Origin of the sequence: Cognatishimia sp. F0-27, assembly GCF_020667845.1 — a bacterium.
Taxonomy (GTDB): domain Bacteria; phylum Pseudomonadota; class Alphaproteobacteria; order Rhodobacterales; family Rhodobacteraceae; genus JAFMPQ01.
Genome location: NZ_JAFMPQ010000006.1, coordinates 116,035 through 136,976 on the forward strand (window position 1 = coordinate 116,035; position 20,942 = coordinate 136,976).

Below are 20,942 nucleotides of genomic sequence, written 5' to 3' on the forward strand. Positions count from 1 at the left end.
TCCCATCCGCTTCTGGCCGGAAAGGGGAGGAATGCATGCGGGCGCGTCTGTGGTGCCCCGCCCCGGATTTCGGGCGCGTGACGCGTCATTGCTTTGCGTCATGCGCTAGGGCGCGATAAAGGGCGGCATGGGATTTCGGAGTTTCATGGATATCGCACTGTCCGAGGCGCAGGCCGCGGCCGCACTGGGCGAGGTGCCGGTCGGGGCCGTGGTCGTGGCCCCAGATGGCACGGTGGTCGCGAAAGCGGGCAATCGCACACGGATGCTCTGTGATCCGACGGCGCATGCGGAGATGCTCGCCATCCGCGCTGCCTGCGCTGCGGCGGGGGCTGACCGGTTGGTGGATCACGACATCTATGTCACGCTCGAGCCTTGTGCGATGTGCGCTGCGGCGCTGTCGCATGCGCGGGTGCGGCGGCTTTATTTCGGCGCGCCAGACCCGAAATCTGGGGGCACTCTGCACGGGGCGCGGGTCTTTTCGCATGCGCAGTGCCATCATGCGCCGGAGGTGTATGACGGGATCGACGAAGCGCGCGCCGCGGCCCTTCTGCGCGCGTTTTTTGCGGAACGTCGTTCATGAGTGTGATCCTGTTCAACAAACCGATGGGTGTGCTGTCGCAATTCACCGACAAGGGAACGGCTGGCAGCCCGCGTGCCACCTTGTCGGATTATATCGACAGGCCCGGCGTGTATCCGGCCGGACGTCTGGATCGGGACAGCGAGGGGCTGCTGATCCTGACGGATGACGGACGGCTTCAGGCCCAGATTTCCCATCCCCGGTTCCGCAAGCCAAAAACGTATCTGGTTCAGGTCGAAGGTATGCCGAACGAGGGGCAGCTTGAGGCTTTGCGCCGCGGCGTGCACCTCAAGGATGGTCCGACGCGACCTGCAAAGGTCGAGGAGGTGTCCGCGCCCGATCTCTGGCCGCGCATGCCCCCCGTACGGGTGCGCAAATCCGTCCCGGATGCGTGGTTGCGGATGACCATCACCGAAGGCCGCAACCGACAGGTGCGCCGGATGACGGCCCATGTGGGGCTGCCCTGCCTGAGGTTGGTGCGCTGGCGCGTGGGGGACTGGACGCTGGACGGGCTTGCCCCGGGGGAATGGCGCAGCCTGTGATGCAGGGGGCGTGACGGAGGGCCGCTTGCTCCGGCCAGAAGGCCGGACCGTCGCCCCGCCCACCGTCCCGCGTGACCGGGACGGCACAGGAACCGCGCCAAGCGTCGGATCCTGTGGATCCCCGGTGATGAATGGATCAAACCGTCTGGGCGGATTCGGTCAGACCCACTTGGCGAATGGCGGCAGCGACATCAGGACCGCGTTGGCATCATGCCCTGTGGCCAGGCCGAATTTCGTGCCGCGGTCGTAAACGAGGTTATATTCCGCATAAAGCCCACGGTGAACCAGTTGGGCGTCCTTGTGGGTCTCGTCAAAGGCCGTTTCCCTCCTTTTTTCAACCAAGGGCACAAAGGCGGGCAGGAACGCGCGGCCGATATCCTGCGTCAGCGCGAAATCGGCTTCCCAATCGCCCGTGTTGCGATCGTCCATGAAGATCCCGCCGACGCCGCGCGCCCGATTGCGATGCGGGATGTAGAAATACTCATCGGCCCACGCTTTCAGCCTGTCGTACAGGTCCGACCCGTGCGGGTCGAGATGCGCCTTCTGGGTGCTGTGAAAATGCGCCGTGTCCTCATCGTATTCGAGACAGGGGTTGAGATCCGAGCCGCCCCCGAACCACCACGCATGCGGGGTCCAGAACATACGGGTGTTCATGTGGACGGCGGGACAATGCGGGTTTTGCATATGCGCCACGAGGCTGATCCCCGATGCCCAGAACCGCGGGTCGCTTTCCATGCCGGGAATGCCGCGGGCGGCCATGGCGCGCTGTGCCTGCTCGCCGAGTGAGCCATAGACCGTGGAGACATTGACCCCGACCTTTTCGAACACGCGCCCGCCGCGCATCACGCTCATCAGACCGCCGCCTGCATCGGAACCATCGTCGGACTGGCGCTTGGTCTCCGTGACTTCGAACCGGCCGGGAGCCATATCGCTGAACGGGCCGCTGGCATGGCTGTCCTCCAGCCCTTCGAAGGAGGCTACGATGTCATCCCGCAATTGGCGGAACCAAGCGCTCGCGCGGGTTTTTTCATCGTCAAGCATGTCTTTCATGGTGGTGTCCTCATTTATTGACAGCCACCCTAGACCGAAGAAGGCAGCGCTCACAAGACGGGCCCGTGCGGCATGGCGTCAAGGCCGGGCTATCTCGGCATGGGGGCAAACCGTCGAGGCCGCATGCAACAGGGGGGGGCGCTGCCCCCGTCGCGGCGAGCCGCGACTCCCCCGGAGTATTTCCGGACAGAAGAAGCCAGGCGAAGGGGAGCTGAGCGCGTCTGGTGCATGGTGCAACCGGGTGGGGCGGTGGTGTTCCCGATCAGTGTGCAGGGGCGGCGACCGGATCCAGCAGCGTTCGTCCACCATCGACCGTTATGATCTGCCCGGTGACAAAGCCGGAGCCTTCGCCAGACAGGAACTGCACGGTCTGGGCCAGCTCATCGGGGGCCGCGATGCGCCCGAGCGGGGTATGGTCCTCGATATCTTCACGGTAGTTTTTGTGCTCTCTGAGCGTGTCCTTGAGCGACGTCGACATCACGGATCCGAATGCCACGGCATTGACCCGGATCCGTTCGGGGGCCAAAGCCACGGCCATTGAGCGGGTCATCTGGTCGAGGGCCGCGGACGACACCGAATATCCCAGCAATGACGGATGCGTGCGCCGCGCCGCGATGGAGGACAGGTTGACGATCGCGCCGACCTGACCGTCCTCGCGATCTTCGGCCTGCTTGATCATGCGGCGCGCCACAAGCTGTGTCATTCGCAACGCCGTCATCACGTTCTGGGTCAGCATCTGTTCGACCGACTGGTCATCAAGATCGAGCGGATCCGAGGTGATCATCTGGCGCGACCCGTTCACGAGGATATCGACCCTGTCGAAAGCATCGAGGGTCGCGGACAGAAGGTTTGCCATGGTCAGGCGTTCTCGGAGGTCGCCGGCAAAGTAGCGCATGTTGCCGTCATCCGGGCGTTCGCCACATTCCTTGATCAGTTTGGCCTCGTCCATGTCGGCGAACATGACATTGGCGCCCTTGTCGGCGAAGTGCCGGGCGATGGCGAGACCGACGCCGTTTGCGGCACCGGTGATGATGGCAGTGCGGCCTTCGATGGAAAAACCCATGGGTGCGCCTTTCAGACTGCGTGTGTCGGGAGAGGATCAGCGCCCCGCGCGTGAAGAGGAAGGGCGCTGGGCATGAAGGATCTTGAACCTGTTGTTGCCGGCGATCTCGCCATGATCGCGGAACAAGGTGGCAAGGCGCGTCTCATAAGGCAAGTGCCGGTTCGACACAAGCCAGAGCTGTCCTTGCGGTTTGAGAACCCGCGCGGCGGCGTCGATGAAGGCAAGCCCGAGAGCGGGGTCTGCGGCGCGCCCGGTGTGAAAAGGCGGATTCATGACCAGAGCATCGAGCGGCTCGGGCGGCAACCAATCGCGGGCATCGGCCCAGTGGAACTCCGCACGGCCCATTGCCTGTTCTGCGCAGTTGCGTTCGGCGCAGGCGAGCGCGGCCTTGTCGGCCTCGACAAGATGCAAAGACGTGACCGTGTCCTGACGCAGGATCTCGCGCGAGAGCCATCCCCAGCCAGCGCCAAGATCCGCGACACGGCCCTTGAGGCGCGGCAGGGATTCGGCCAGCAATACGGAGCCCGCATCAGCCCCATCAGCGCTGAACACGCCGGGCGCCGTCAGGTCGCCTTCGACATTGCGCGACATGGCAGGGCGCAGCCAGTCAGCCAGCGCATCGCCTGCTTCGAACCATGCGATCTTGCCATGCGCCTTCGAGGTCTGGCCGAGCAGTGTGACGCGGCTTTTCAGAGCCTTGAGAAGCGAATCGATCCCGTCGGTCTTGGCCCCGTCGACCACGATCAGCCCTCCGGGTGTGGCTTGTTCTGCCTCCGCCAGCCGCGTCTCCGCAAGGTCGCGGGCCCGAGGCATTGTGACGATGCTGGCGGCATAGGGCCCTTCCGGCGAGGACGTCACGGGAACCCCGCGCAGGTCCCATGCACGAAAATCCGGGGCGAACCGCTGGATCACCCTCACACGCGCAGGATCCAGCGCGTCCAGCGGCGCGTCTCCGGGCGCGCCCCACAGTGCGATGGCACCGCTTTCAGGCAGATCCAGCGCGCCGTGGTCGATGGCGAATCTCAAACGGGGGGAGGACATCGTTCAGGCGCCGCGCGAGGCGGCTATTCCTTTTCCATGGTGCACTGCAACGGGTGCTGATGGCGGCGCGCGAAATCCATCACCTGGCCCACCTTCGTCTCGGCGATTTCGTGGCTGAACACGCCAACGACGGCAACGCCTTTCTTGTGAACGGTAAGCATCACTTCGAAAGCCTGTGCATGGGTCATGCCAAAGAACCGCTCCAATACATGCACGACGAATTCCATTGGCGTGTAGTCGTCGTTCAGCAGAAGGACCTTGTAGAGCGGTGGCCGCTTGGTCTTTGGCTTGGTCTGCAGCGCAACTCCCGCGTCGCCACCGCCGCCACCGGGGGTGTCGTCCTCGTCGCTGGCGCGAAGCGGAATGATGAAGGGACGCGGTTGACGCATTGTGGCGGGCTTTCGATACGGGTGTTCTTGACGGCGGGACTTTTTCCGGATCAGTGCCTCTATATAACGCCACAGCGCTCAGCGAAAAGGGGTTGAATGGCACGGAATCTGCAAACAGTCGGCTTTGATGCTGATGATACACTCTGGCATAACGAACGATTTTTCCGCCTGACGCAGGGGAAATTTGCCGATCTGTTGGCCGACCACATGGATCCCGACCCGCTGCACGCCCGGCTTCTGGAGGCCGAAAAGCGCAATATCGGCCATTATGGCTTTGGCGTGAAAGGCTTCGTTCTGTCGATGATCGAAACCGCGGTGGAGGTGACGGACGGGCGTGTTCCGGGTGCCGTGATTTCAGAGCTCCTTGAGGCCGGGCGCGAAATGCTGGCGCATCCGATCGAGCTCCTGCCGCATGCCCGCGAGGCGGTCGAAGCTGTCGCGGACACGCATCGGGTGGTTCTCATCACCAAGGGCGATCTGCTGCATCAGGAACGCAAGCTGGCGCAATCGGGCCTTGGTGACCTGTTCGATGGAATCGAAATCGTGTCCGACAAGAATCCTGACACCTATGCGCGCATCTTTGGTGCGTTTCCCGGTGGGGCAGAAGCGGCGATGATGGTCGGAAACTCGATGAAATCCGATGTGCGTCCGGCCATCGACGTGGGCGGGTGGGGCGTTTACGTCCCGCACGGCATCGCTTGGGAGATCGAGCACGCCGAGCCTCCTGCAACGCATCCGCGCTATCGCGAGTTGGATGATCTCGGTGGCCTGGCGCAGCTTGTGGACGAGATCGCCTGACCTTTGCTGCGCCATGTCCCTGAAACATGTCACGCGACCGGGCCGCCATGTGGCTGTTGCGCCGCACCGCCTCAATGCCTTTGTGATGGCAATGCCCGTTAAGCGTGTATCTCTGGCCCGAACGGGGAGCTGCGAAGACCACGCAAAGCCACGCGGCATCCCCGAACAGGCTGTCAAATAAGGCGCCACAATTCCGCCACATTCTGCCCAAGTCTTGTCACATTCGCCTGTCTTGGGGTTGGTTGCGCCCGAGCCCCAAGATGTGCCAAGGCCATGCTGAACAAAAGGGCAGAAAATCAACGCTTTGCGGGCTTCTCTGAATGTAATTTCCATGTTACGCTCAGGCCAATAAAACAAAAAGGCTCACCGGGAAAACCCGGGAGCAGAGGCAGATTCGAGGCAGATATGGTGACGGGACGTCGCAGGCAAACAGGCCGTTTGGGCCTGCTCCTTCTGACATTTGTGTGGCTTGTAATCGCGGTGCCGATCAGTGCGATCGCGGCACCCTATGCCGCCATGGTGATGGATGCACGCACGGGAAAGGTGTTGCATTCGCGGAACGCTGACACGCGGCTGCATCCGGCATCGCTCACCAAGATGATGACGCTCTACATCGCCTTCGAGGCGGTCGAGCGCGGTGAACTGAGCATGGATACGGTGGTGACGATCTCGCGCAAGGCCGCAGCGGAGCCGCCATCGAAGCTCGGATTGCGCCCCGGTTCCAAGATCAAGCTGCGCTACCTTGTGCGCGCCTCGGCAGTCAAATCGGCAAACGATGCGGCTCACGCCATCGCAGAGGCGATATCCGGGTCCGAGGCCGCTTTTGCCCGGCGGATGAACCGCACCGCGAAGGCGCTGGGCATGACGCGCACGACCTTCAAGAACCCGCATGGCCTCACCGAGAAGGGGCATCTGTCCACCGCGCGAGACATGACGATTCTCGGGCGCCACATGCTGTATGACTATCCGCAGTATTATAACCTCTTCTCTCGACGTTCCGCGGACGCGGGGATCAAGACGGTCCCGAACACGAACCGGCGTTTGCTGGCCGCCTACAAGGGCGCTGACGGGATCAAGACGGGTTACACCCGTGCCGCAGGGTTCAACCTTGTCGCATCGGCGGAGCGGGGCAGCGAGCGGATCATCGCGACGGTGTTCGGAGGCAACTCCACCGCATCGCGCAATGCCCGTGTCGCAGAACTGCTGGATCTGGGTTTCAAACGGGCGCCAAGCCGCGTTGCCTTCCGCAAACCCAAGATGCCGCCCTATCTTGGCAATCAGGGCCTCGGGGTCCAGGTAACCCAGAGCGTAAACCCGGAGACGACAACCCGGGCCAAGTCGGTGCGTGTTGCGCGCGCGGCCGTGACGCGCTCTCTGCGCCCGGTGGCGCGCGGGGCGCGCGCGACAGCGCAGGACGTGGCGCCGTTGATCGCGGGGGTTCAGGACGACATCGCCGATATCATTGCGGAGGTTGCCGCCGGCGCGGATTCGGTGCCGGAGGCCGAGATCGAAGTCGCGCAGGCTGCGGTCGTGGCGCAGAGCGCCGTGATGCCGCAAGGCGCGGCGGCAGTGGCGCGTGCGCCGGTCACGTCGGTCAAGCCGGCGTTGCGGCCCTCCGCCTTGCAGCAAGCCGCCATCGTGGCACGCGACCGGCCCACGCCCGCGCGCGAGGCGGAAGTGGTGACACGCCTGTCCACCTCGGGCGGGCGCCATTGGGGCATCAATGTCGGGCGGTTCCCGAACAGCTTCGCCGCGGAAAAAATGCTGCTCAAGACGGCACTTGCCGAGACCGCGACACTGGATGGCGCCTTGCGCAAGGTGGTGCGGGGCAAGCGCGGCTTCGATGCCAATTTCATGGGTTTGACCCGCGATACAGCGGAGCTGGCCTGTCGCCGACTTCAGGCGCGACAAGTCACCTGCTTCATGGTTGGGCCAAGCTGATCTGTTGCAAGTGCCCGGACTGATGCGCGCCAGCGTTCTGGCGCTTCAACCGGCCTTCTGCTGCGACTCCACCCCGCTTGAGCGACAGTGACGTTTCGACCGGCGCGGCCGATACCACACCCATCGCAGTGCGCTTCGCAGACATGCAAAACCCCCGGAGGTCAGACCGTCCGGGGGTTCGCTGATTTTTGTGTGTTCAGGCTGTCAGCCCGAGCGCGGTCTCAGAGGAGACCTTCGCGTTGCGCTTTCTTGCGCGCGAGCTTGCGGGCACGGCGAATGGCCTCCGCTTTCTCGCGGGCACGCTTTTCCGACGGCTTTTCGAAGTGCTGACGCAGCTTCATCTCGCGGAAAACGCCTTCGCGCTGCAGCTTTTTCTTCAGAGCGCGGAGCGCCTGATCGACATTGTTGTCGCGAACACTGACCTGCATGTGGTTGTCACCACCTTTCTAGGTTAGATTTGCAAGGATTGCAGGAAGTGGCGCTATAGCAAGCGCCCCCTAGTTTGTCCAGTCATGGACCAAACACGTGAAAGGAGGTTGCCGATGCGTGACCCGATTGCCGACCGTCTGCTTGATGCTGCGTTGATGCATGTGCCCTTCGACGGCTGGTCGGAAACAACATTCCGCGCGGCCGTCGCCGATATTGACATGAACATGACGGTTGCGCGCGGGCTGTTTCCACGCGGAGCCGTTGATCTGGCGGTGGCCTATCACCGGCGCGGCGACGCGGCGATGATTGCCCGGATCGAAGCGACGGACCTGACCGGGATGCGCTTTCGCGACAAGGTGATCTTTGCTGTGCGGGCGCGTCTCGAGGCGGTGAGCGACCGCGAGGCGGTAAGGCGTGGCACCACGCTCTTTGCCCTGCCGCTCTACGCGCCCGATGGAGCAAAGCTCGTATGGGGGACCGCGGATGCGATCTGGACCGCGTTGGGCGATACCTCGCAGGACTTCAACTGGTATTCGAAGCGCGCCACCCTGTCGGCGGTCTATTCGGCTACCGTGCTGTATTGGCTGGGTGATGATTCGCTCGACAACCAGGCCACATGGGGCTTTCTCGACCGCAGGATCGAGGATGTGATGCGTTTTGAGAAGGTGAAGGCCGGTGTCGCAAAGAACCCGGTCCTTGCCAAGTTGATGGCGGGGCCTGCCAAGGTTCTGTCGCGGATGCAGGCGCCGCCTGCGGACAAGGGGGGCTTGCCGGGACGCTGGTCCACGCCCACGCCGCCGACCGGCGAGCCATAATCGCGTCCCGAACCCTCAACTCAATCTCTGAATATTAAGTGAGCCAAGGCCCTGATGACTTCGACCATGCGCGCCATCGAGATTTCCGAACCCGGCGGACCGGACGTTCTGAAAGAAACCAACCGCCCCGTGCCCGAGCCAAAGGTCGGACATGTCGTGATACGGGTGGCCTATGCAGGCGTGAACCGCCCGGATGCCTTACAGCGCGCCGGGGCTTATGACCCGCCGCCCGGGGCGTCGGACCTTCCGGGGCTGGAGGCGTCCGGGGAGGTGGTGGCCATCGGGGAGGGGGTGGATTGGCCCTCTGTCGGCACGCGGGTCTGCGCGCTTTTGCCGGGGGGCGGTTATGCCGAATACGTCGCCACACCCGCCGCACATTGTCTGCCGATCCCCGATCGCATGGGCCTGAAGGAAGCGGCCTGTCTGCCGGAGACCTATTTCACCGTGTGGAGCAATGTGTTCGACAGGGGACGTCTGCGATCGGGCGAGACGTTCCTTGTGCATGGGGGGGCGTCAGGGATTGGCACAACCGCGATCCAGCTTGCGAAGCATTTTGGAGCAACCGTGTTCGCCACGGCGGGATCGGCGGAGAAATGCGCAGCCTGCGAACGGCTTGGGGCTGATCGGGCCATCAATTACCGGGAGGAGGATTTCGTCGAGATCCTCAAGGCCGCCGGGGGCGCGGACCTTATTCTCGACATGGTGGGCGGCGACTACCTGCCCCGGAACGTGCGGGCGCTCGCCATGGATGGGCGGCTCGTGCAGATCGCGTTTCTGCAAGGGCCAAAGGTCACGCTGAATTTTGCGCAGGTGATGGTCCGACGCCTGACAATCACTGGCTCGACCCTGCGTCCGCAGAGCGACGAGGCCAAGGCCGGGATTGCTGATGCCCTGCGCGGCCATGTCTGGCCCTTGCTGAGCGACGGCACCGTTGGGCCTGTCATGGACAGCAGTTTTGCGTTGTCGGACGCGGTTGCGGCGCATCAGCGGCTGGAAAGCTCGGGCCATATCGGAAAGATCGTGCTCGAAGTCTTTGGCGATTGAGCCGCGAATGGATCGCCGCGCGTATGCGGAATGGCGCCAGAGGCTTGTCGGAGAAATGCCCTGAGCCATCTCCGTCATAATCCACAGTGTGCGAAATGAGGAACAGACAGCATGGCCGAAGACATGGCAAAAACCGTCATCATCGAAGAGACCGGTGGCCCTGAGGTGCTCAAGGTCGTGGAGCGGCCCGTCGGCGCCCCCGGACCGGGCGAGATCCGCATTCGGCACAAGGCCTGCGGATTGAATTTCATCGACACCTATCAACGATCCGGGCTCTATCCGATGGAGCTTCCGCATGCGCTGGGCCGCGAAGCATCGGGTATCGTCGAGGCGGTGGGCGAAGGGGTCACGCACCTCAAACCGGGGGACCGCGCCGCTTATGCCGGCTCGCCGGCGGGGGCCTATGCCGAGGCACGGGTCATGCCAGCCTCCGAGGTTTGCCCGCTGCCGGAGGCAATTTCCTTCGAGGAGGGCGCCGCGATGATGCTCAAGGGCATGACGGTGCAATACCTGTTTCATCGCACCACGCCGCTCAAGGCCGGCGACACGGTCCTGTTTCATGCGGCGGCAGGCGGTGTCGGTCTGATTGCGTGCCAATGGGCGAAATCCGAGGGCATCACGCTGATCGGAACTGCCGGAACGGATGAGAAATGCGCGCTCGCGCTGGAGCACGGTGCTGCGCACTGTATCAACTACAAGACCGAAGACTGGGTGGCAAAGGTCCGCGAATTGACCGGCGGTGTCGGTGTCGATGTGGTGATGGACGCGGTGGGCAAGGATACCTTTGAAGGGTCGCTGGATTGTCTGCGGCCCTTGGGAATGATGATTTCCTTCGGCAACGCATCGGGGGCGGTCGAGCCGTTTTCCGTCAACTTGCTGGCGGCGAAGGGCTCGCTCAAGATAACCCGCCCGACGCTTTTCACCCATACGAGCGACCATGAGACCTGCCAAGCGATGGCGCGCATGCTGTTCGACAAGGTCGAGTCCGGTGCGGTCAAGATCCGCATCGATCAACGGTTTCCTCTCGATCAGGTCGCGGATGCCCATCGCGCGCTCGAAGCGCGCCAGACAACCGGGCAGACCATCCTCACGGTCTGACTGTCAGCTCGCCGGTCGTGACGGTTTCGGCTTGAGCGGTCGGGTGATGCAGCCGGATGACACCGCGCGGCGCCGTTCACCATGGTCCTTCCGCGCGGTGTGAGTCCCTGCGCATCGTCAAGGCTTTCGCGCCTTGACAGGTGGCATGTCCAGCGGGGCAGTCAGGGCGCAAGCCCGTCTCGGCACGGGGTCTTGAGACGGGCCGCGGTTGTGTTTCAGGTGCCGTGCCAATCGAAGAAACCGGGCCCTGCGCGCTCAAGCAATGTGCGGGCCAAGGCATCCCCAAGCGCTGCGCCATCCTCGATCGGACCGCTGATCTCGTCCGCATGGGATTGCGATCCATCGGGGCGCAGCACTTCTCCCCGCAGGCGAATCGTGCCGTTGTCCAGCTCCGCAAGGCCGGCAATCGGTGTTTCGCAGGATCCGTCGAGCCGTGCGAGAAACGCGCGTTCCGCCGCAAGGCGCTGTCCCGTTGGCGTGTCATGGATTGCGGCCAGCATTTCCGCAGCGCGGCTGTCTGCCTCGCGGCGCTCGATGCCAATGGCTCCTTGTGCCACGGCGGGCAGCATGTCGCCTGTCTCGATGGCGGTCTTGGGCACCTCATCCATCTTGAGCCGGTTGAGACCGGCCATGGCGAGGAAGGTGGCCTGCGCGACACCGTCTTCCAGTTTTTTCAGACGGGTCTGCAAATTGCCCCGAAACTCCACGATCTTCAGGTCCGGACGCCGGTTCTGCAATTGCGCGCGGCGTCGCAGCGAGGATGTGCCGACAACCGTGCCTTCCGGAAGGTCGGCAATGGCCGAAAAAGACGGCGAGATGAACGCATCGCGCACATCCTCTCGCGGCAGGTAGCAATCAAGCAGCAGCCCGTCCGGCTGATGCACCGGCATGTCCTTCATCGAGTGCACGGCGATGTCGATCTCACCAGACAGCATCTGCTCCTCGATCTCCTTGGTGAAGAGCCCCTTGCCGCCGATTTCCTTCAGCGGCCTGTCAATGATCCTGTCGCCGGTGGTCTTGATCACCACGATGGTGAAGGCCTCTTCGGGCAGGTCGAATGCGCGCGAAAGCCGGGTCCGGGTCTCATTGGCTTGGGCCAAAGCGAGCGGAGAACCACGGGTGCCGATTTTCAGCGGAGAGGCGGGGGAAGGAAGGTCAATCGTCATGACCACAAGCTTTAAGCCTGTCAACTCAACCTGACAATGGGGTAGCGCGCCGAGTGTGGCGTCAAGGCGGGTTGACATGATGTCGCGTCTGTCCGACGCAGGTGTCAGAAATGAAGGACAACCAATGACCAAGACCATTTTGCGCGCGCTTGCCGGAGAAACCCTGCCGACGCCTCCGATCTGGATGATGCGACAGGCGGGACGGTACCTGCCCGAATACCGGGCCACCCGCGCCGAGGCGGGGGATTTCCTGTCTTTGTGCTACAATTCCGAACTGGCCGCCGAAGTCACCCTGCAACCGATCCGGCGTTATGGCTTCGATGCCGCGATCCTGTTTGCAGATATCTTGCTTTTGCCACAGGCGCTTGGTGTCGACCTCTGGTTCGTCACAGGGGAAGGGCCGCGCATGACAACGGTCACCACCCAGGGCGAATTCGATGCGCTGGGCAAGGGGGCGATGATCCACGATACGCTCAACCCGATTTACGAGACGGTTCGGATCCTGCGCCGCGAATTGCCGGAAGAAACCACGCTGATTGGCTTTGCCGGCGCGCCTTGGACCGTGGCGACCTACATGATCGCGGGGCAGGGGACCAAGGATCAGGGACCGGCCCATGCGCTCAAGGCGGAGAACCGCGCCCTGTTCGAAGCCTTGATTGACAGGTTGACGGAGTCGACGATCGATTACCTCGATGAGCAGGTCAAAGCCGGCGCGGAAGTGGTCAAGATTTTCGACAGCTGGGCGGGTTCGCTCAATGGCGAAGATTTTGACAAATACGCAACCGAACCGGCGCGCATCATCACACAGGAACTCAAGGCACGGCATCCCGGCTTGCCGGTCATCGCCTTTCCGCGTCAAGGCGGCGACAAGTATATCGGGTTTCACAAGGCGACCGGCGCCGATTGTGTGGCGCTCGACGACAGCGTCAGCCCTGAATGGGCCGCGGCGCATGTGCAGGTCGATGGTTGCGTGCAAGGCAATCTGGCCTCGTCCCATATGGTCACAGGGGGGCAGGCGCTTGTCGATGAGACCCGCAAAGTGGTCGATGCCCTGTCCAACGGACCGCATATCTTCAATCTCGGTCACGGGATCACGCCGGATGCCGATCCCGAGAACGTGCAGCTCATGATTGACACCGTGCGCGGAAAATAGACGCGGACACGGGAAAATACCTTGGGGCGCAGGCAGACATGCCTGTGCGTGGAAAGCGCCTCTGTGCACAGAAAACGCGCGCGCCCAGAGGTGTCGTGCTGGCAAGGGCGCTTGGCCCTCACGTGGGTGATTGCGCCTTGCCATCGCCCGGTCGGGTGCGGTGACCCGGGTTCATTCCGCGCGTCGGCCCCTCTACCCCTCGGGCCGCGCGGTTCGGCCCGCCTTGCGCGAGACGCTCCCTGCCGCGATCGGTTCGTCCTCATCCCGGCGCTGCCCGGCGTCGTCATGTCCCGTTTTTGCAAGCCTTCATTCGGCGGGCATGCCAGATGGCACCCCCCGTCTGTCGCGTTTCTCTCCGAGCATGAGCATGGCCGGGGTCACCACAAGCGTCAGGACGGTGGCAATCACGAGGCCGCCAGCAATGGCGGATGAGAGTTCCGTCCACCACTGGGTCGATGGCGCGCCGTAGACGATCTCGCGGGTGAAGAAATTGAGGTTCACCCCGATCACCATGGGCATCAGTCCAAGCGCGGTGGTCACCGATGTGAGTACCACGGGCCGCAAACGCTGAGCGCCGGTGCGCAACGCGGCCTCAAGGGGCGAAAGCCCGTCGCGTTTCAGAGCGTTGTAGGTGTCGATCAACACGATATTGTTGTTAACCACGATCCCGGCCAGCGCGATGACACCGATCCCGCCCATCACAACGCCAAAGGGCCGGCCGGTCACCAGCAGACCGAGCAAGACGCCGGCAATGGAAAAGACGATCGCGCTCATCACGATACCCGCCTGATAGAAATTGTTGAATTGCAGGACGAGGATCACCACCATCAGGAACAGCGCGGTCACGAAGGCCCCCATGAGAAACGTCATGGCTTCCTGTTGGTCTTCGGCTTCACCGGCGAATGCATAGGTCACGCCCTCGGGTAGCCCGGCGCCGTCAAGCGCAGATCGCAAGGCGGTGATCTGGTCGTTGACCAGCACGCCGGCAGCCACGTTCGCCTCGATCGTGACAACGCGGCGTTCGTCGACGCGGCGGATTGTTCCGACCCTCTCGGAAGGGGCAAAGGTCACGAAATTGGAAATCGGCACGAGGCCGGCCGTAGTCGGCACACGCAGGTTGCCAAGCTCGGACAGTGACCGGTCGGCGCGGGGAAACCGCACGCGAATATCGAGCGCGCCATCGGTGTCGTCCGGCCGGTAGTCGGCGACCGTGATGCCTTGGGTCAGCAGCTGGACCGCCTGACCAAGCAAAGAGACGTCAGCGCCAAACCGCGCGGCCTCTTCGCGATTCACCAGAATGGAAACCTCAACCCCGGGCAAGGGTCGTGTGTCCGAGATATCGGTAAATCCGCCGATCTGGTCCATCAGGGCGAGGATGGTTTCGACCGCCGCCGCCTGGGTGTCGGGGTTGCGGGCGCGGATCTCGAGGCTCACGGGTTTGCCGGAAGTTGGCCCGCCGCTCTCCGTTTGCACCTGAATATCGATGCCCGCGATATCGGCGACGGTTTCCCGAATGTCCGCGCCGATCTCGGCCGCGGTGCGGCGCGCGTCCCAGTCGATCAACTCCAGTTGCAAGGTGCCGATTGTTTCTTCGTCGCCCTGTCCGGCGGTCATCGTGGAACGGGCATAGAGGCTCTTGACCTCGTCATAGGCCAGCAACCGGTCTTCTACGGCGCGCACCAGCGCGTCGCGCTCCCAGATCGAGAAATTGTCCCGTGCCCGCACCTGCACCTGCATGAATTCCGGCTCAACCGAGGGGAAGAAGGTCAGCCCCCGTCCGAACTGGCCATAGGCGGCAAAGCCCCCCATGAGCAGCGCAAGCGCCAGGAGCAGGGTCGCGCCGGGTCGCAGGATCGCCCATTCGAGCAACCGGACATAGGCGCCGGTCAAACCGCCCATGTCGCGCGGGTCGCCTTTTTCGGCAGCATGCATGGCGGCTTTCTGGCGGGCCGATTGCGGCTGCCGCTTGCCAATCAGCCCGCCCGCGACCGGAATGAAGATCAGCGCCATGAAGAGCGATGCAAACAAGGTCAGCAACACCGTGATCGGCAGGAATTTCATGAATTCGCCGGTCAGCCCGGTCCAGAACAGGAGCGGGAAGAAAACCGAAAGGGTTGTCGCGGTCGAGGCAATGATTGGCCACGCCATGCGCTTGGCAGCAAACGCATAGGCCGCCCGCGCATCGTCGCCTTCCTGCAACCGGCGGTCCGCCAGTTCAACAGTGACGATTGCCCCGTCGACGAGCATGCCAACCACAAGGATCAGGGAGAAAAGCACCACGATATTCATCGTGTAGCCCATGATCCACAGCGCCGTGACGCCGGCGAGAAACGCACCGGGGATGGCCAGACCGACGAGCAGCGCAGACCGCAGGCCAAGCGCAAAAACGATCACGATCATCACCAGAATGACGGCGGCGATCACGTTTGCCTCCAGATCGGAAAGCAGCGTTTTGACCTGTTCGGACTGATCCTGAAGATAGGTGACCTGCACGCTGTCGGGCCAGTCGACGCGCAGCTCTTCAACCAGCGCCTGCACGTCAGCAACAGTGTCGATGATGTTGGCTCCGGAACGCTTCTTGACCTCGAGCGAAATGGCCGGTTGCCCGTCAATTCGGGCAAAACTGGTGGGGTCATCAAAGCTGCGCCGCACCGTGGCCACGTCGCCAAAGGTGACCACCGCATCGCCGCGCACCTTGATCGGCATGGACATGACGTCTTCGACGCTCTCGATGAGGCCGGGCACTTTGAGAACGATCCGCCCGCCACCCGTCTCGATGGCGCCCGCCGCAATCAGGCGGTTGTTGCGCTGGATCTGACCGATGACTTCCTCGAAACTGAGGTTGTAGGTCTGGAAGATCGTCGGGTCGATCAGCACCTCGAGGAACTCCTCGCGCTTGCCGCCAATATCGACCTCGAGAACGCCGCGCAGCCCTTCGATCTCTTCCTGGAGAGTTTCGGCCATGCTGTTGAGCGTGCGCTCCGGCACCGGTCCGGACAGCACGGCAGTGATGATCGGGAAGAGCGCGGTATTGATCTCGGTGATCGTCAGGTCATAGGCGTCTTCAGGCAGCTCGCCCTCAACACGGTCAGCCGCTTCGCGCACCTTGTCGAGCGCTTCGTCGATATCGCCGCCGGCCTGGAACTCAAGCTGTACGGATGCAAAGCCTTCCGCACTTTCGCTCGACATCTTTTGCAGGCCTTCGATTGCGCCGAACTCCGCTTCCATTGGCTCGATCAGCAACCGTTCCGCATCGCCGGGGCTGATCCCGTCGAGACCGGTAGAGACGTAGACCAGCGGCAACGGCACCTCTGGATTGGCCTCTTTGGGGATCGCCACATAGGCATAGGCACCCACGCCCAGAATCATGATCAGCGCCATGATCACCACACGGGCCCGGCTGAAAGCGGCGTCGATTACCGTGTTCATTGGGTCGGCCCCGTGCCGGCGTCGATCTCGGGTTGGGCGCGAACCACTTCGCCCTCGCGCACGAAGCCTTGTCCGACAACGATCAAATCCGCCTGATCCGGAAGGCCGGTCACCCAGATGCCGTCGACTTCGGCCCGGGCGACGGCGATTTCATGAAATACCACGCGCCCGTCCTCGACGGTTTTGACACCGGTTGCCCCTTCGGGACTGAGCGAGACGATGGAGGGCGAGATGAAATGCGCCTGCGCCTGTCCGGTGGGAATGCGGATCTCGGCGGAAATGCCTGCGGGAATGGCGCCATCCTCGTTTGGCACCGTGATTTCGGTCAGGAAAGTCCGGGTCTCGGCGGACGCAGAGGTGCCGACGAACGTGACCTCACCTTCGCGGGTCTCTCCGGTGATGAAACTGACTTGTGCGGGCTGGCCATTGGAAATACGGGTCAGCGCCTGCTGGGGGACCTGCAAGGCGACCGTGAGGGGGCGATTGTCAACGATGCGCCCGATCTCTGCGCCGGCCGTCACGAACTCTCCGGGATCGAGGGTGAGCGTTTCAATCCGCCCGGCAAAGGGCGCGCGAATTTCCGTGGCGTCCAGAGCGCTGCGCGCGCTGGCAACCTGGGCGTCGGCCGCGGCAAGGGCGGCCCGCGCCTGCGTGACGCGGTCCACTGTTGCCACGCCGCGGTCGCGCAATTCCGTCGCGTTGTCGAACTCGCGCTGCGCACGAACGCGCTCTTCTTCGGCGCGGCGCAAATCGGCCTCGACGCGCGCGGTGTCGAGCCGCGCGATCACGGCACCGGCCTCTACATCGTCGCCTTTGGAATGGATCAGCTCCGCCACGTCACCGGATGCTTCGGCGCGGATCGAGGTGTCGCGATCAGGCTGTGCCTGCCCTTCCGCCTGAAAGAAGAGCGTGACAGCTTCGGCCTGCGACGGGCGAATGGCAACCGCGACGGGAGCAGCGTTGTCGCGATCCCCTGCGGCTGGCCCGCTGTCCGCAACGTCTTCCGATGGCAGGATGAAGCCACTGCCCATCCAGCCGACAATCGCAACGAGCAAGACTGCGGCAACCCATGTTGCCCGGTTCGAGCCGGGATCATCGTCGAAGCTCAGCGGTTGAGGGCGAGTGTCGGAGTCTTGCGATGACTTGGAAGCGGCCATGCTGCGCGCCTTTCTGGTTCGAACCACGTGCGGCCCGCCGCGAACGAGGGGACACGAAACAAACATGCGATCGTCTTGGATATCGGTCTAAACTGATTGGTTTAGTTCGCGGATTGTCGGGCCTGTGTCAAGTGACGTTAACGACATGGAGCGCCGTTGGTTCCGGCTTCGCACGAGATCCTGACCGATTCAGAAAATCGCCGGTCAACTATGCGGCGGATCCAAGAAGATCGCGGGCAATCCTGTCAAAGAGCGACACGCCGATCGGAATCAGCTCGTCGGGAAAATCGTAGTCAGGGTTGTGGAGCGCGGCATGAGTTTCGCCAGATCCAAGGCACAGCATGGACGCCTTGGCGCCTTGTCCAAACACGCCGAAATCCTCAGAGGCACGCATGGGGAGACCCGCGTCGCCATGCACGATCCCGATCGCACGCATCGCTTCGCAGGCAACGGCATGAGCCTCCGTATCATTGATCGAGGCGGCAAAGACGTCATGCTCTCGGTAGCGCAGGGTCAAACCATCCGCGGCTGCGGCCTCGTCGATCACGGCCTTCGCGTCGGCCATGAGCCCGGCCATCTCGGTGTCGTGTCCGGTGCGCAAGGTGGCATGGATGGTTGCCTCACCGGGCGCGATGCCAAAGGTGGGCTCTCCCAAGCGGGCATGGGTGATTGTGACAAGGCGAAACGCGTCATCGCGCTCGGTGCCTCGGCTCAAGGCCGTCAACGCGGGGAGGCATCGGGCCAGGGCCATGGTCGGCGCGATCCCGTCCTGCGGATCAGCGGCATGCGCTGTCTTGCCTTGCAGCGTGATCTCTAGCCCGCGCGAAGCGCAGTTGATGAGCCCGGCACGCGTGGCAACATACCCAAGCGGCCGTCCCGGTTCATTGTGGATTGCAAAGGCCCAGTCTGGCCGGATGCTGGCATATGCGGGGTCTGCGACAACCGCACGCGCCCCCCGACCGTCCTCTTCGGAGGGTTGAAACATCAACACGACCCGGCCCGTTTGCACGGGTCTGCGCGACAGGCAGCGGGCCAGCCCGAGCAGCATCGTCATATGCCCGTCATGTCCGCACAGATGCCCTTTGCCTGGGTTTTGCGAGATCCAGTCAATGCCGCGCGACGCGTCCTCCGCAATCGGGAGCGCATCGAGCTCGGCGCGAAACAGCACGGTCGACCCGGGCCGACCGCTATCAAACACCGCCGCAACGCCATGCCCGCCAAGACCCGTCAGGATCCTGTGCGGCTTCAAAGGCTCAAGGGCCCGTGTGATTTGCGCGGCGGTTTCGGTCTCTTCTCCGGAAAGCTCCGGATGCTGGTGCAGAAAGCGTCGGAAGGCGGTGAGATCGTCAAGGTCGCCTTGTGTCAGCATCGGGATTTCTCCGGCCATACGCTTAAGGACTCCACAAAGAAGTGTGAGCTTCAACGCAAGTGGGTGCTCCAACGGCAAAAGGAAAGAGCGCAACGTTGCCGATAGTGGATAGGGTCTGTGACGGACAAGAGCAATTGCCGCGCAAGGCGCGTCGCTGTCTGGCATGGCGCGGATGCTTGACCTTGGGACAGGCATCGGGCAACCAGCGGCGCATTCCAAAGCGCGGGGCGGCGTCGGTGCCCGAGCCCCACAAAGCGGGTCCTGTGGGAGATGTGTCGTGACCAATCCATTATACGATGCCGTGCTTGGCCAGCATGCCGGTCTTGGCAAACCCCTGCTGCATCTGCCTGACGGCGAGACCTTGTCCTATGCGCAGATGGCCGGGCGGGTGGCGCAATTTGCCGGCGTTCTTGATGAGGCAGGTCTGCGCAAGGGGGACAGGCTTGCCTTGCAGGCGCCCAAGAGCCCGGATGCGCTGGCGCTCTATCTTGCCTGTCTGCGAACGGGCGTTGTCTTCCTGCCGCTCAATACGGCGTATACCGCCCGGGAAATCGAGTATTTCCTTGAGGACGCGGAACCGCGCCTCGTCGTTTGTGACCCGTCCATGGCCGATGCGCTGATGCCGATTGCACAGGCTGCGGGTGCCAGCCTGCTGACCATGGGAGAGCAGGGCACCGGCAGTTTTGCGGATGCCGCAGAAACCGCCGCGCCGAGCGCGGTTGTGGCCGCCTGTGAGACCGACGATCTGGCTTGCATCCTTTACACATCTGGCACAACCGGCCGCTCCAAGGGCGCGATGCTCACGCAGGGCAATCTGCTGTCCAACGCACAGGCGCTGGCGGCGCTTTGGGCCTTCAGCCGGGACGACGTGTTGCTTCATGCCTTGCCGATTTTCCATGCGCACGGGCTTTTTGTGGCCTGCAACGTGGTGATGCTGCGTTCGGGATCGATGATCTGGTTGCCGCGTTTCGACACCGAGGCCGTGCTTGCCGCGTTGCCACGGGCAACAACCATGATGGGGGTGCCGACCTTTTACACAAGGCTTCTCGACAGCCCGGAGTTCAATCGGGCACGCGTCGGACATATGCGCCTGTTTACCTCCGGCAGCGCGCCGCTTCTGGCCGAAACACACGCGGCCTTCTCGCAGCGCACAGGGCATGCAATCCTTGAGCGGTACGGCATGACAGAGACCGGGATGAATACGTCCAACCCGTATGAGGGGGAGCGTCGCGCCGGCACCGTTGGTCTGCCTCTGCCGGGCGTCACGGTTCGTGTGACGGATCCCGAGACGGGGGCTGTCTTGCCCGCGGGTCAAACCGGAATGATCGAAGTGCGCGGGCCGAATGTGTTCAGCGGATACTGGCGGATGCCGGAGAAGACGGCCGAAGAGCTGCGCGACACCGGGTTTTTCATCACCGGGGATCTCGGGTTCATCAGCCCGGATGGCTACGTCACAATCGTTGGCCGCCAGAAAGACCTGATCATCACAGGCGGCTTCAATGTCTATCCCAAGGAGATCGAGCTTGTGCTTGATGGTTGGGAGACGGTTCTCGAAAGCGCGGTGATCGGGGTGAAGCATCCTGACTTTGGCGAGGCGGTGGTTGCCGTGGTCGTGCCGCAGCCCGGCGCGACCGTTGATGTGCAGGCACTTCTGGCGTCCGCAGGTGCCGAGCTTGCCAAATACAAGATCCCGAAGCGTATTTTCGTGGTTGATGCCTTGCCGCGCAACACGATGGGGAAAGTGCAGAAAGCGGCCTTGCGCGAGCGCTATGCCCAGACTTTTGTCACTGAGGACTGAGGACTGAGGACTGAGGACTGAGGACTGAGGACTGAGGACTGAGGACTGAGGACTGAGGACTGAGGACTGAGGACTGAGGACTG

18 protein-coding genes are annotated in these 20,942 nt (G+C 63.1%); 9 read left to right on the forward strand and 9 right to left on the reverse strand.

The genetic code is table 11. The features are described 5' to 3' along the window. Positions 1 to 127 precede the first annotated feature (127 nt). Positions 128 to 580 (forward strand): nucleoside deaminase, encoded by a 453-nt coding sequence (locus tag J1C49_RS05285; RefSeq protein WP_227444761.1) that lies wholly within the window; start codon positions 128 to 130, stop codon positions 578 to 580. Then, a complete protein-coding gene (locus tag J1C49_RS05290; protein WP_227444762.1) occupies positions 577 to 1,119 on the forward strand; it encodes a pseudouridine synthase in 543 nt (180 codons plus the stop codon). The genes J1C49_RS05285 and J1C49_RS05290 overlap by 4 nt, the downstream gene beginning before the upstream one ends. A gap of 159 nt (positions 1,120 to 1,278) precedes the next feature. Here the strand turns inward: J1C49_RS05290 and hemF are convergent, their stop codons facing one another. The 4 genes from hemF to clpS form a co-directional block, all read right to left on the reverse strand. Next, a complete protein-coding gene (gene hemF / locus J1C49_RS05295; RefSeq protein WP_227444783.1) occupies positions 1,279 to 2,160 on the reverse strand; it encodes an oxygen-dependent coproporphyrinogen oxidase in 882 nt (293 codons plus the stop codon). 271 nt (positions 2,161 to 2,431) lie between these two features. After that, on the reverse strand, positions 2,432 to 3,232 hold the full coding sequence (locus tag J1C49_RS05300; protein ID WP_227444763.1) for an SDR family NAD(P)-dependent oxidoreductase: 801 nt from the start codon (positions 3,230 to 3,232) through the stop codon (positions 2,432 to 2,434). Positions 3,233 to 3,268: 36 nt separating this feature from the next. Continuing rightward, positions 3,269 to 4,273: a class I SAM-dependent methyltransferase gene (locus tag J1C49_RS05305; RefSeq protein ID WP_227444764.1), complete on the reverse strand. Its 1,005-nt coding sequence runs from the start codon at positions 4,271 to 4,273 to the stop codon at positions 3,269 to 3,271. Between the two features lie 23 nt (positions 4,274 to 4,296). Then, entirely contained in the window at positions 4,297 to 4,662 is a 366-nt protein-coding gene (gene clpS, locus J1C49_RS05310) for an ATP-dependent Clp protease adapter ClpS (protein ID WP_227444765.1), read from the reverse strand. A gap of 96 nt (positions 4,663 to 4,758) precedes the next feature. Between clpS and J1C49_RS05315 the strand changes: the two genes are divergently transcribed. Together J1C49_RS05315 and J1C49_RS05320 are read left to right on the forward strand one after the other, a co-directional pair. Continuing rightward, positions 4,759 to 5,460 carry an HAD family hydrolase gene (locus tag J1C49_RS05315; RefSeq protein ID WP_227444766.1) on the forward strand — a complete coding sequence of 234 codons (702 nt, stop codon included), beginning with the start codon at positions 4,759 to 4,761 and terminating at the stop codon, positions 5,458 to 5,460. Positions 5,461 to 5,865: 405 nt separating this feature from the next. After that, positions 5,866 to 7,401 (forward strand): D-alanyl-D-alanine carboxypeptidase family protein, encoded by a 1,536-nt coding sequence (locus tag J1C49_RS05320; RefSeq protein WP_227444767.1) that lies wholly within the window; start codon positions 5,866 to 5,868, stop codon positions 7,399 to 7,401. Between the two features lie 221 nt (positions 7,402 to 7,622). On the opposite strand, the gene rpsU is transcribed toward J1C49_RS05320, so the two are convergent. Continuing rightward, entirely contained in the window at positions 7,623 to 7,829 is a 207-nt protein-coding gene (gene rpsU / locus J1C49_RS05325) for a 30S ribosomal protein S21 (protein ID WP_057812606.1), read from the reverse strand. 114 nt (positions 7,830 to 7,943) lie between these two features. Between rpsU and J1C49_RS05330 the strand changes: the two genes are divergently transcribed. From J1C49_RS05330 to J1C49_RS05340, 3 genes are all read left to right on the forward strand, one after another. Further along, positions 7,944 to 8,645 (forward strand): COQ9 family protein, encoded by a 702-nt coding sequence (locus tag J1C49_RS05330; protein WP_227444768.1) that lies wholly within the window; start codon positions 7,944 to 7,946, stop codon positions 8,643 to 8,645. Positions 8,646 to 8,699: 54 nt separating this feature from the next. Further along, entirely contained in the window at positions 8,700 to 9,689 is a 990-nt protein-coding gene (locus J1C49_RS05335) for an NAD(P)H-quinone oxidoreductase (protein WP_227444769.1), read from the forward strand. A 123-nt stretch (positions 9,690 to 9,812) separates the two neighbouring features. After that, positions 9,813 to 10,787 (forward strand): quinone oxidoreductase, encoded by a 975-nt coding sequence (locus J1C49_RS05340; protein ID WP_227444784.1) that lies wholly within the window; start codon positions 9,813 to 9,815, stop codon positions 10,785 to 10,787. A 215-nt stretch (positions 10,788 to 11,002) separates the two neighbouring features. Here the strand turns inward: J1C49_RS05340 and hemC are convergent, their stop codons facing one another. Beyond that, positions 11,003 to 11,953: a hydroxymethylbilane synthase gene (gene hemC, locus J1C49_RS05345; protein ID WP_227444770.1), complete on the reverse strand. Its 951-nt coding sequence runs from the start codon at positions 11,951 to 11,953 to the stop codon at positions 11,003 to 11,005. Between the two features lie 124 nt (positions 11,954 to 12,077). On the opposite strand from hemC, the gene hemE reads away from it, so the two are divergent. Then, positions 12,078 to 13,106: a uroporphyrinogen decarboxylase gene (gene hemE, locus J1C49_RS05350; RefSeq protein WP_227444771.1), complete on the forward strand. Its 1,029-nt coding sequence runs from the start codon at positions 12,078 to 12,080 to the stop codon at positions 13,104 to 13,106. 306 nt (positions 13,107 to 13,412) lie between these two features. On the opposite strand, the gene J1C49_RS05355 is transcribed toward hemE, so the two are convergent. The 3 genes from J1C49_RS05355 to J1C49_RS05365 form a co-directional block, all read right to left on the reverse strand. Then, positions 13,413 to 16,535: an efflux RND transporter permease subunit gene (locus J1C49_RS05355; RefSeq protein WP_227444772.1), complete on the reverse strand. Its 3,123-nt coding sequence runs from the start codon at positions 16,533 to 16,535 to the stop codon at positions 13,413 to 13,415. Beyond that, the gene (locus tag J1C49_RS05360) at positions 16,532 to 17,692 is read right to left on the reverse strand and encodes an efflux RND transporter periplasmic adaptor subunit (RefSeq protein WP_227444773.1); all 1,161 of its coding nucleotides are present in this window, start codon (positions 17,690 to 17,692) and stop codon (positions 16,532 to 16,534) included. The genes J1C49_RS05355 and J1C49_RS05360 overlap by 4 nt, the downstream gene beginning before the upstream one ends. A 208-nt stretch (positions 17,693 to 17,900) precedes the next feature. Further along, positions 17,901 to 19,061, reverse strand: a complete 1,161-nt coding sequence (locus tag J1C49_RS05365; protein WP_227444785.1) for an amidohydrolase — start codon at positions 19,059 to 19,061, stop codon at positions 17,901 to 17,903. 277 nt (positions 19,062 to 19,338) lie between these two features. Between J1C49_RS05365 and J1C49_RS05370 the strand changes: the two genes are divergently transcribed. Further along, positions 19,339 to 20,859, forward strand: coding sequence for a malonyl-CoA synthase (locus J1C49_RS05370; RefSeq protein WP_227444774.1), 1,521 nt, complete (start codon positions 19,339 to 19,341; stop codon positions 20,857 to 20,859). The last annotated feature ends 83 nt before the right edge of the window (positions 20,860 to 20,942 follow it).

What these genes read in the sequence shown, in the direction of transcription:
- J1C49_RS05285 (WP_227444761.1), top strand. Translation starts at nt 128, where the DNA reads ATGGGATTTCGGAGTTTCATGGATATCGCACTGTCCGAGGCGCAGGCC.
- J1C49_RS05290 (WP_227444762.1), top strand. Translation starts at nt 577, where the DNA reads ATGAGTGTGATCCTGTTCAACAAACCGATGGGTGTGCTGTCGCAATTC.
- hemF (WP_227444783.1), bottom strand. Translation starts at nt 2,160, where the DNA reads ATGCTTGACGATGAAAAAACCCGCGCGAGCGCTTGGTTCCGCCAATTG.
- J1C49_RS05300 (WP_227444763.1), bottom strand. Translation starts at nt 3,232, where the DNA reads ATGGGTTTTTCCATCGAAGGCCGCACTGCCATCATCACCGGTGCCGCA.
- J1C49_RS05305 (WP_227444764.1), bottom strand. Translation starts at nt 4,273, where the DNA reads ATGTCCTCCCCCCGTTTGAGATTCGCCATCGACCACGGCGCGCTGGAT.
- clpS (WP_227444765.1), bottom strand. Translation starts at nt 4,662, where the DNA reads ATGCGTCAACCGCGTCCCTTCATCATTCCGCTTCGCGCCAGCGACGAG.
- J1C49_RS05315 (WP_227444766.1), top strand. Translation starts at nt 4,759, where the DNA reads ATGGCACGGAATCTGCAAACAGTCGGCTTTGATGCTGATGATACACTC.
- J1C49_RS05320 (WP_227444767.1), top strand. Translation starts at nt 5,866, where the DNA reads ATGGTGACGGGACGTCGCAGGCAAACAGGCCGTTTGGGCCTGCTCCTT.
- rpsU (WP_057812606.1), bottom strand. Translation starts at nt 7,829, where the DNA reads ATGCAGGTCAGTGTTCGCGACAACAATGTCGATCAGGCGCTCCGCGCT.
- J1C49_RS05330 (WP_227444768.1), top strand. Translation starts at nt 7,944, where the DNA reads ATGCGTGACCCGATTGCCGACCGTCTGCTTGATGCTGCGTTGATGCAT.
- J1C49_RS05335 (WP_227444769.1), top strand. Translation starts at nt 8,700, where the DNA reads ATGACTTCGACCATGCGCGCCATCGAGATTTCCGAACCCGGCGGACCG.
- J1C49_RS05340 (WP_227444784.1), top strand. Translation starts at nt 9,813, where the DNA reads ATGGCAAAAACCGTCATCATCGAAGAGACCGGTGGCCCTGAGGTGCTC.
- hemC (WP_227444770.1), bottom strand. Translation starts at nt 11,953, where the DNA reads ATGACGATTGACCTTCCTTCCCCCGCCTCTCCGCTGAAAATCGGCACC.
- hemE (WP_227444771.1), top strand. Translation starts at nt 12,078, where the DNA reads ATGACCAAGACCATTTTGCGCGCGCTTGCCGGAGAAACCCTGCCGACG.
- J1C49_RS05355 (WP_227444772.1), bottom strand. Translation starts at nt 16,535, where the DNA reads ATGAACACGGTAATCGACGCCGCTTTCAGCCGGGCCCGTGTGGTGATC.
- J1C49_RS05360 (WP_227444773.1), bottom strand. Translation starts at nt 17,692, where the DNA reads ATGGCCGCTTCCAAGTCATCGCAAGACTCCGACACTCGCCCTCAACCG.
- J1C49_RS05365 (WP_227444785.1), bottom strand. Translation starts at nt 19,061, where the DNA reads ATGCTGACACAAGGCGACCTTGACGATCTCACCGCCTTCCGACGCTTT.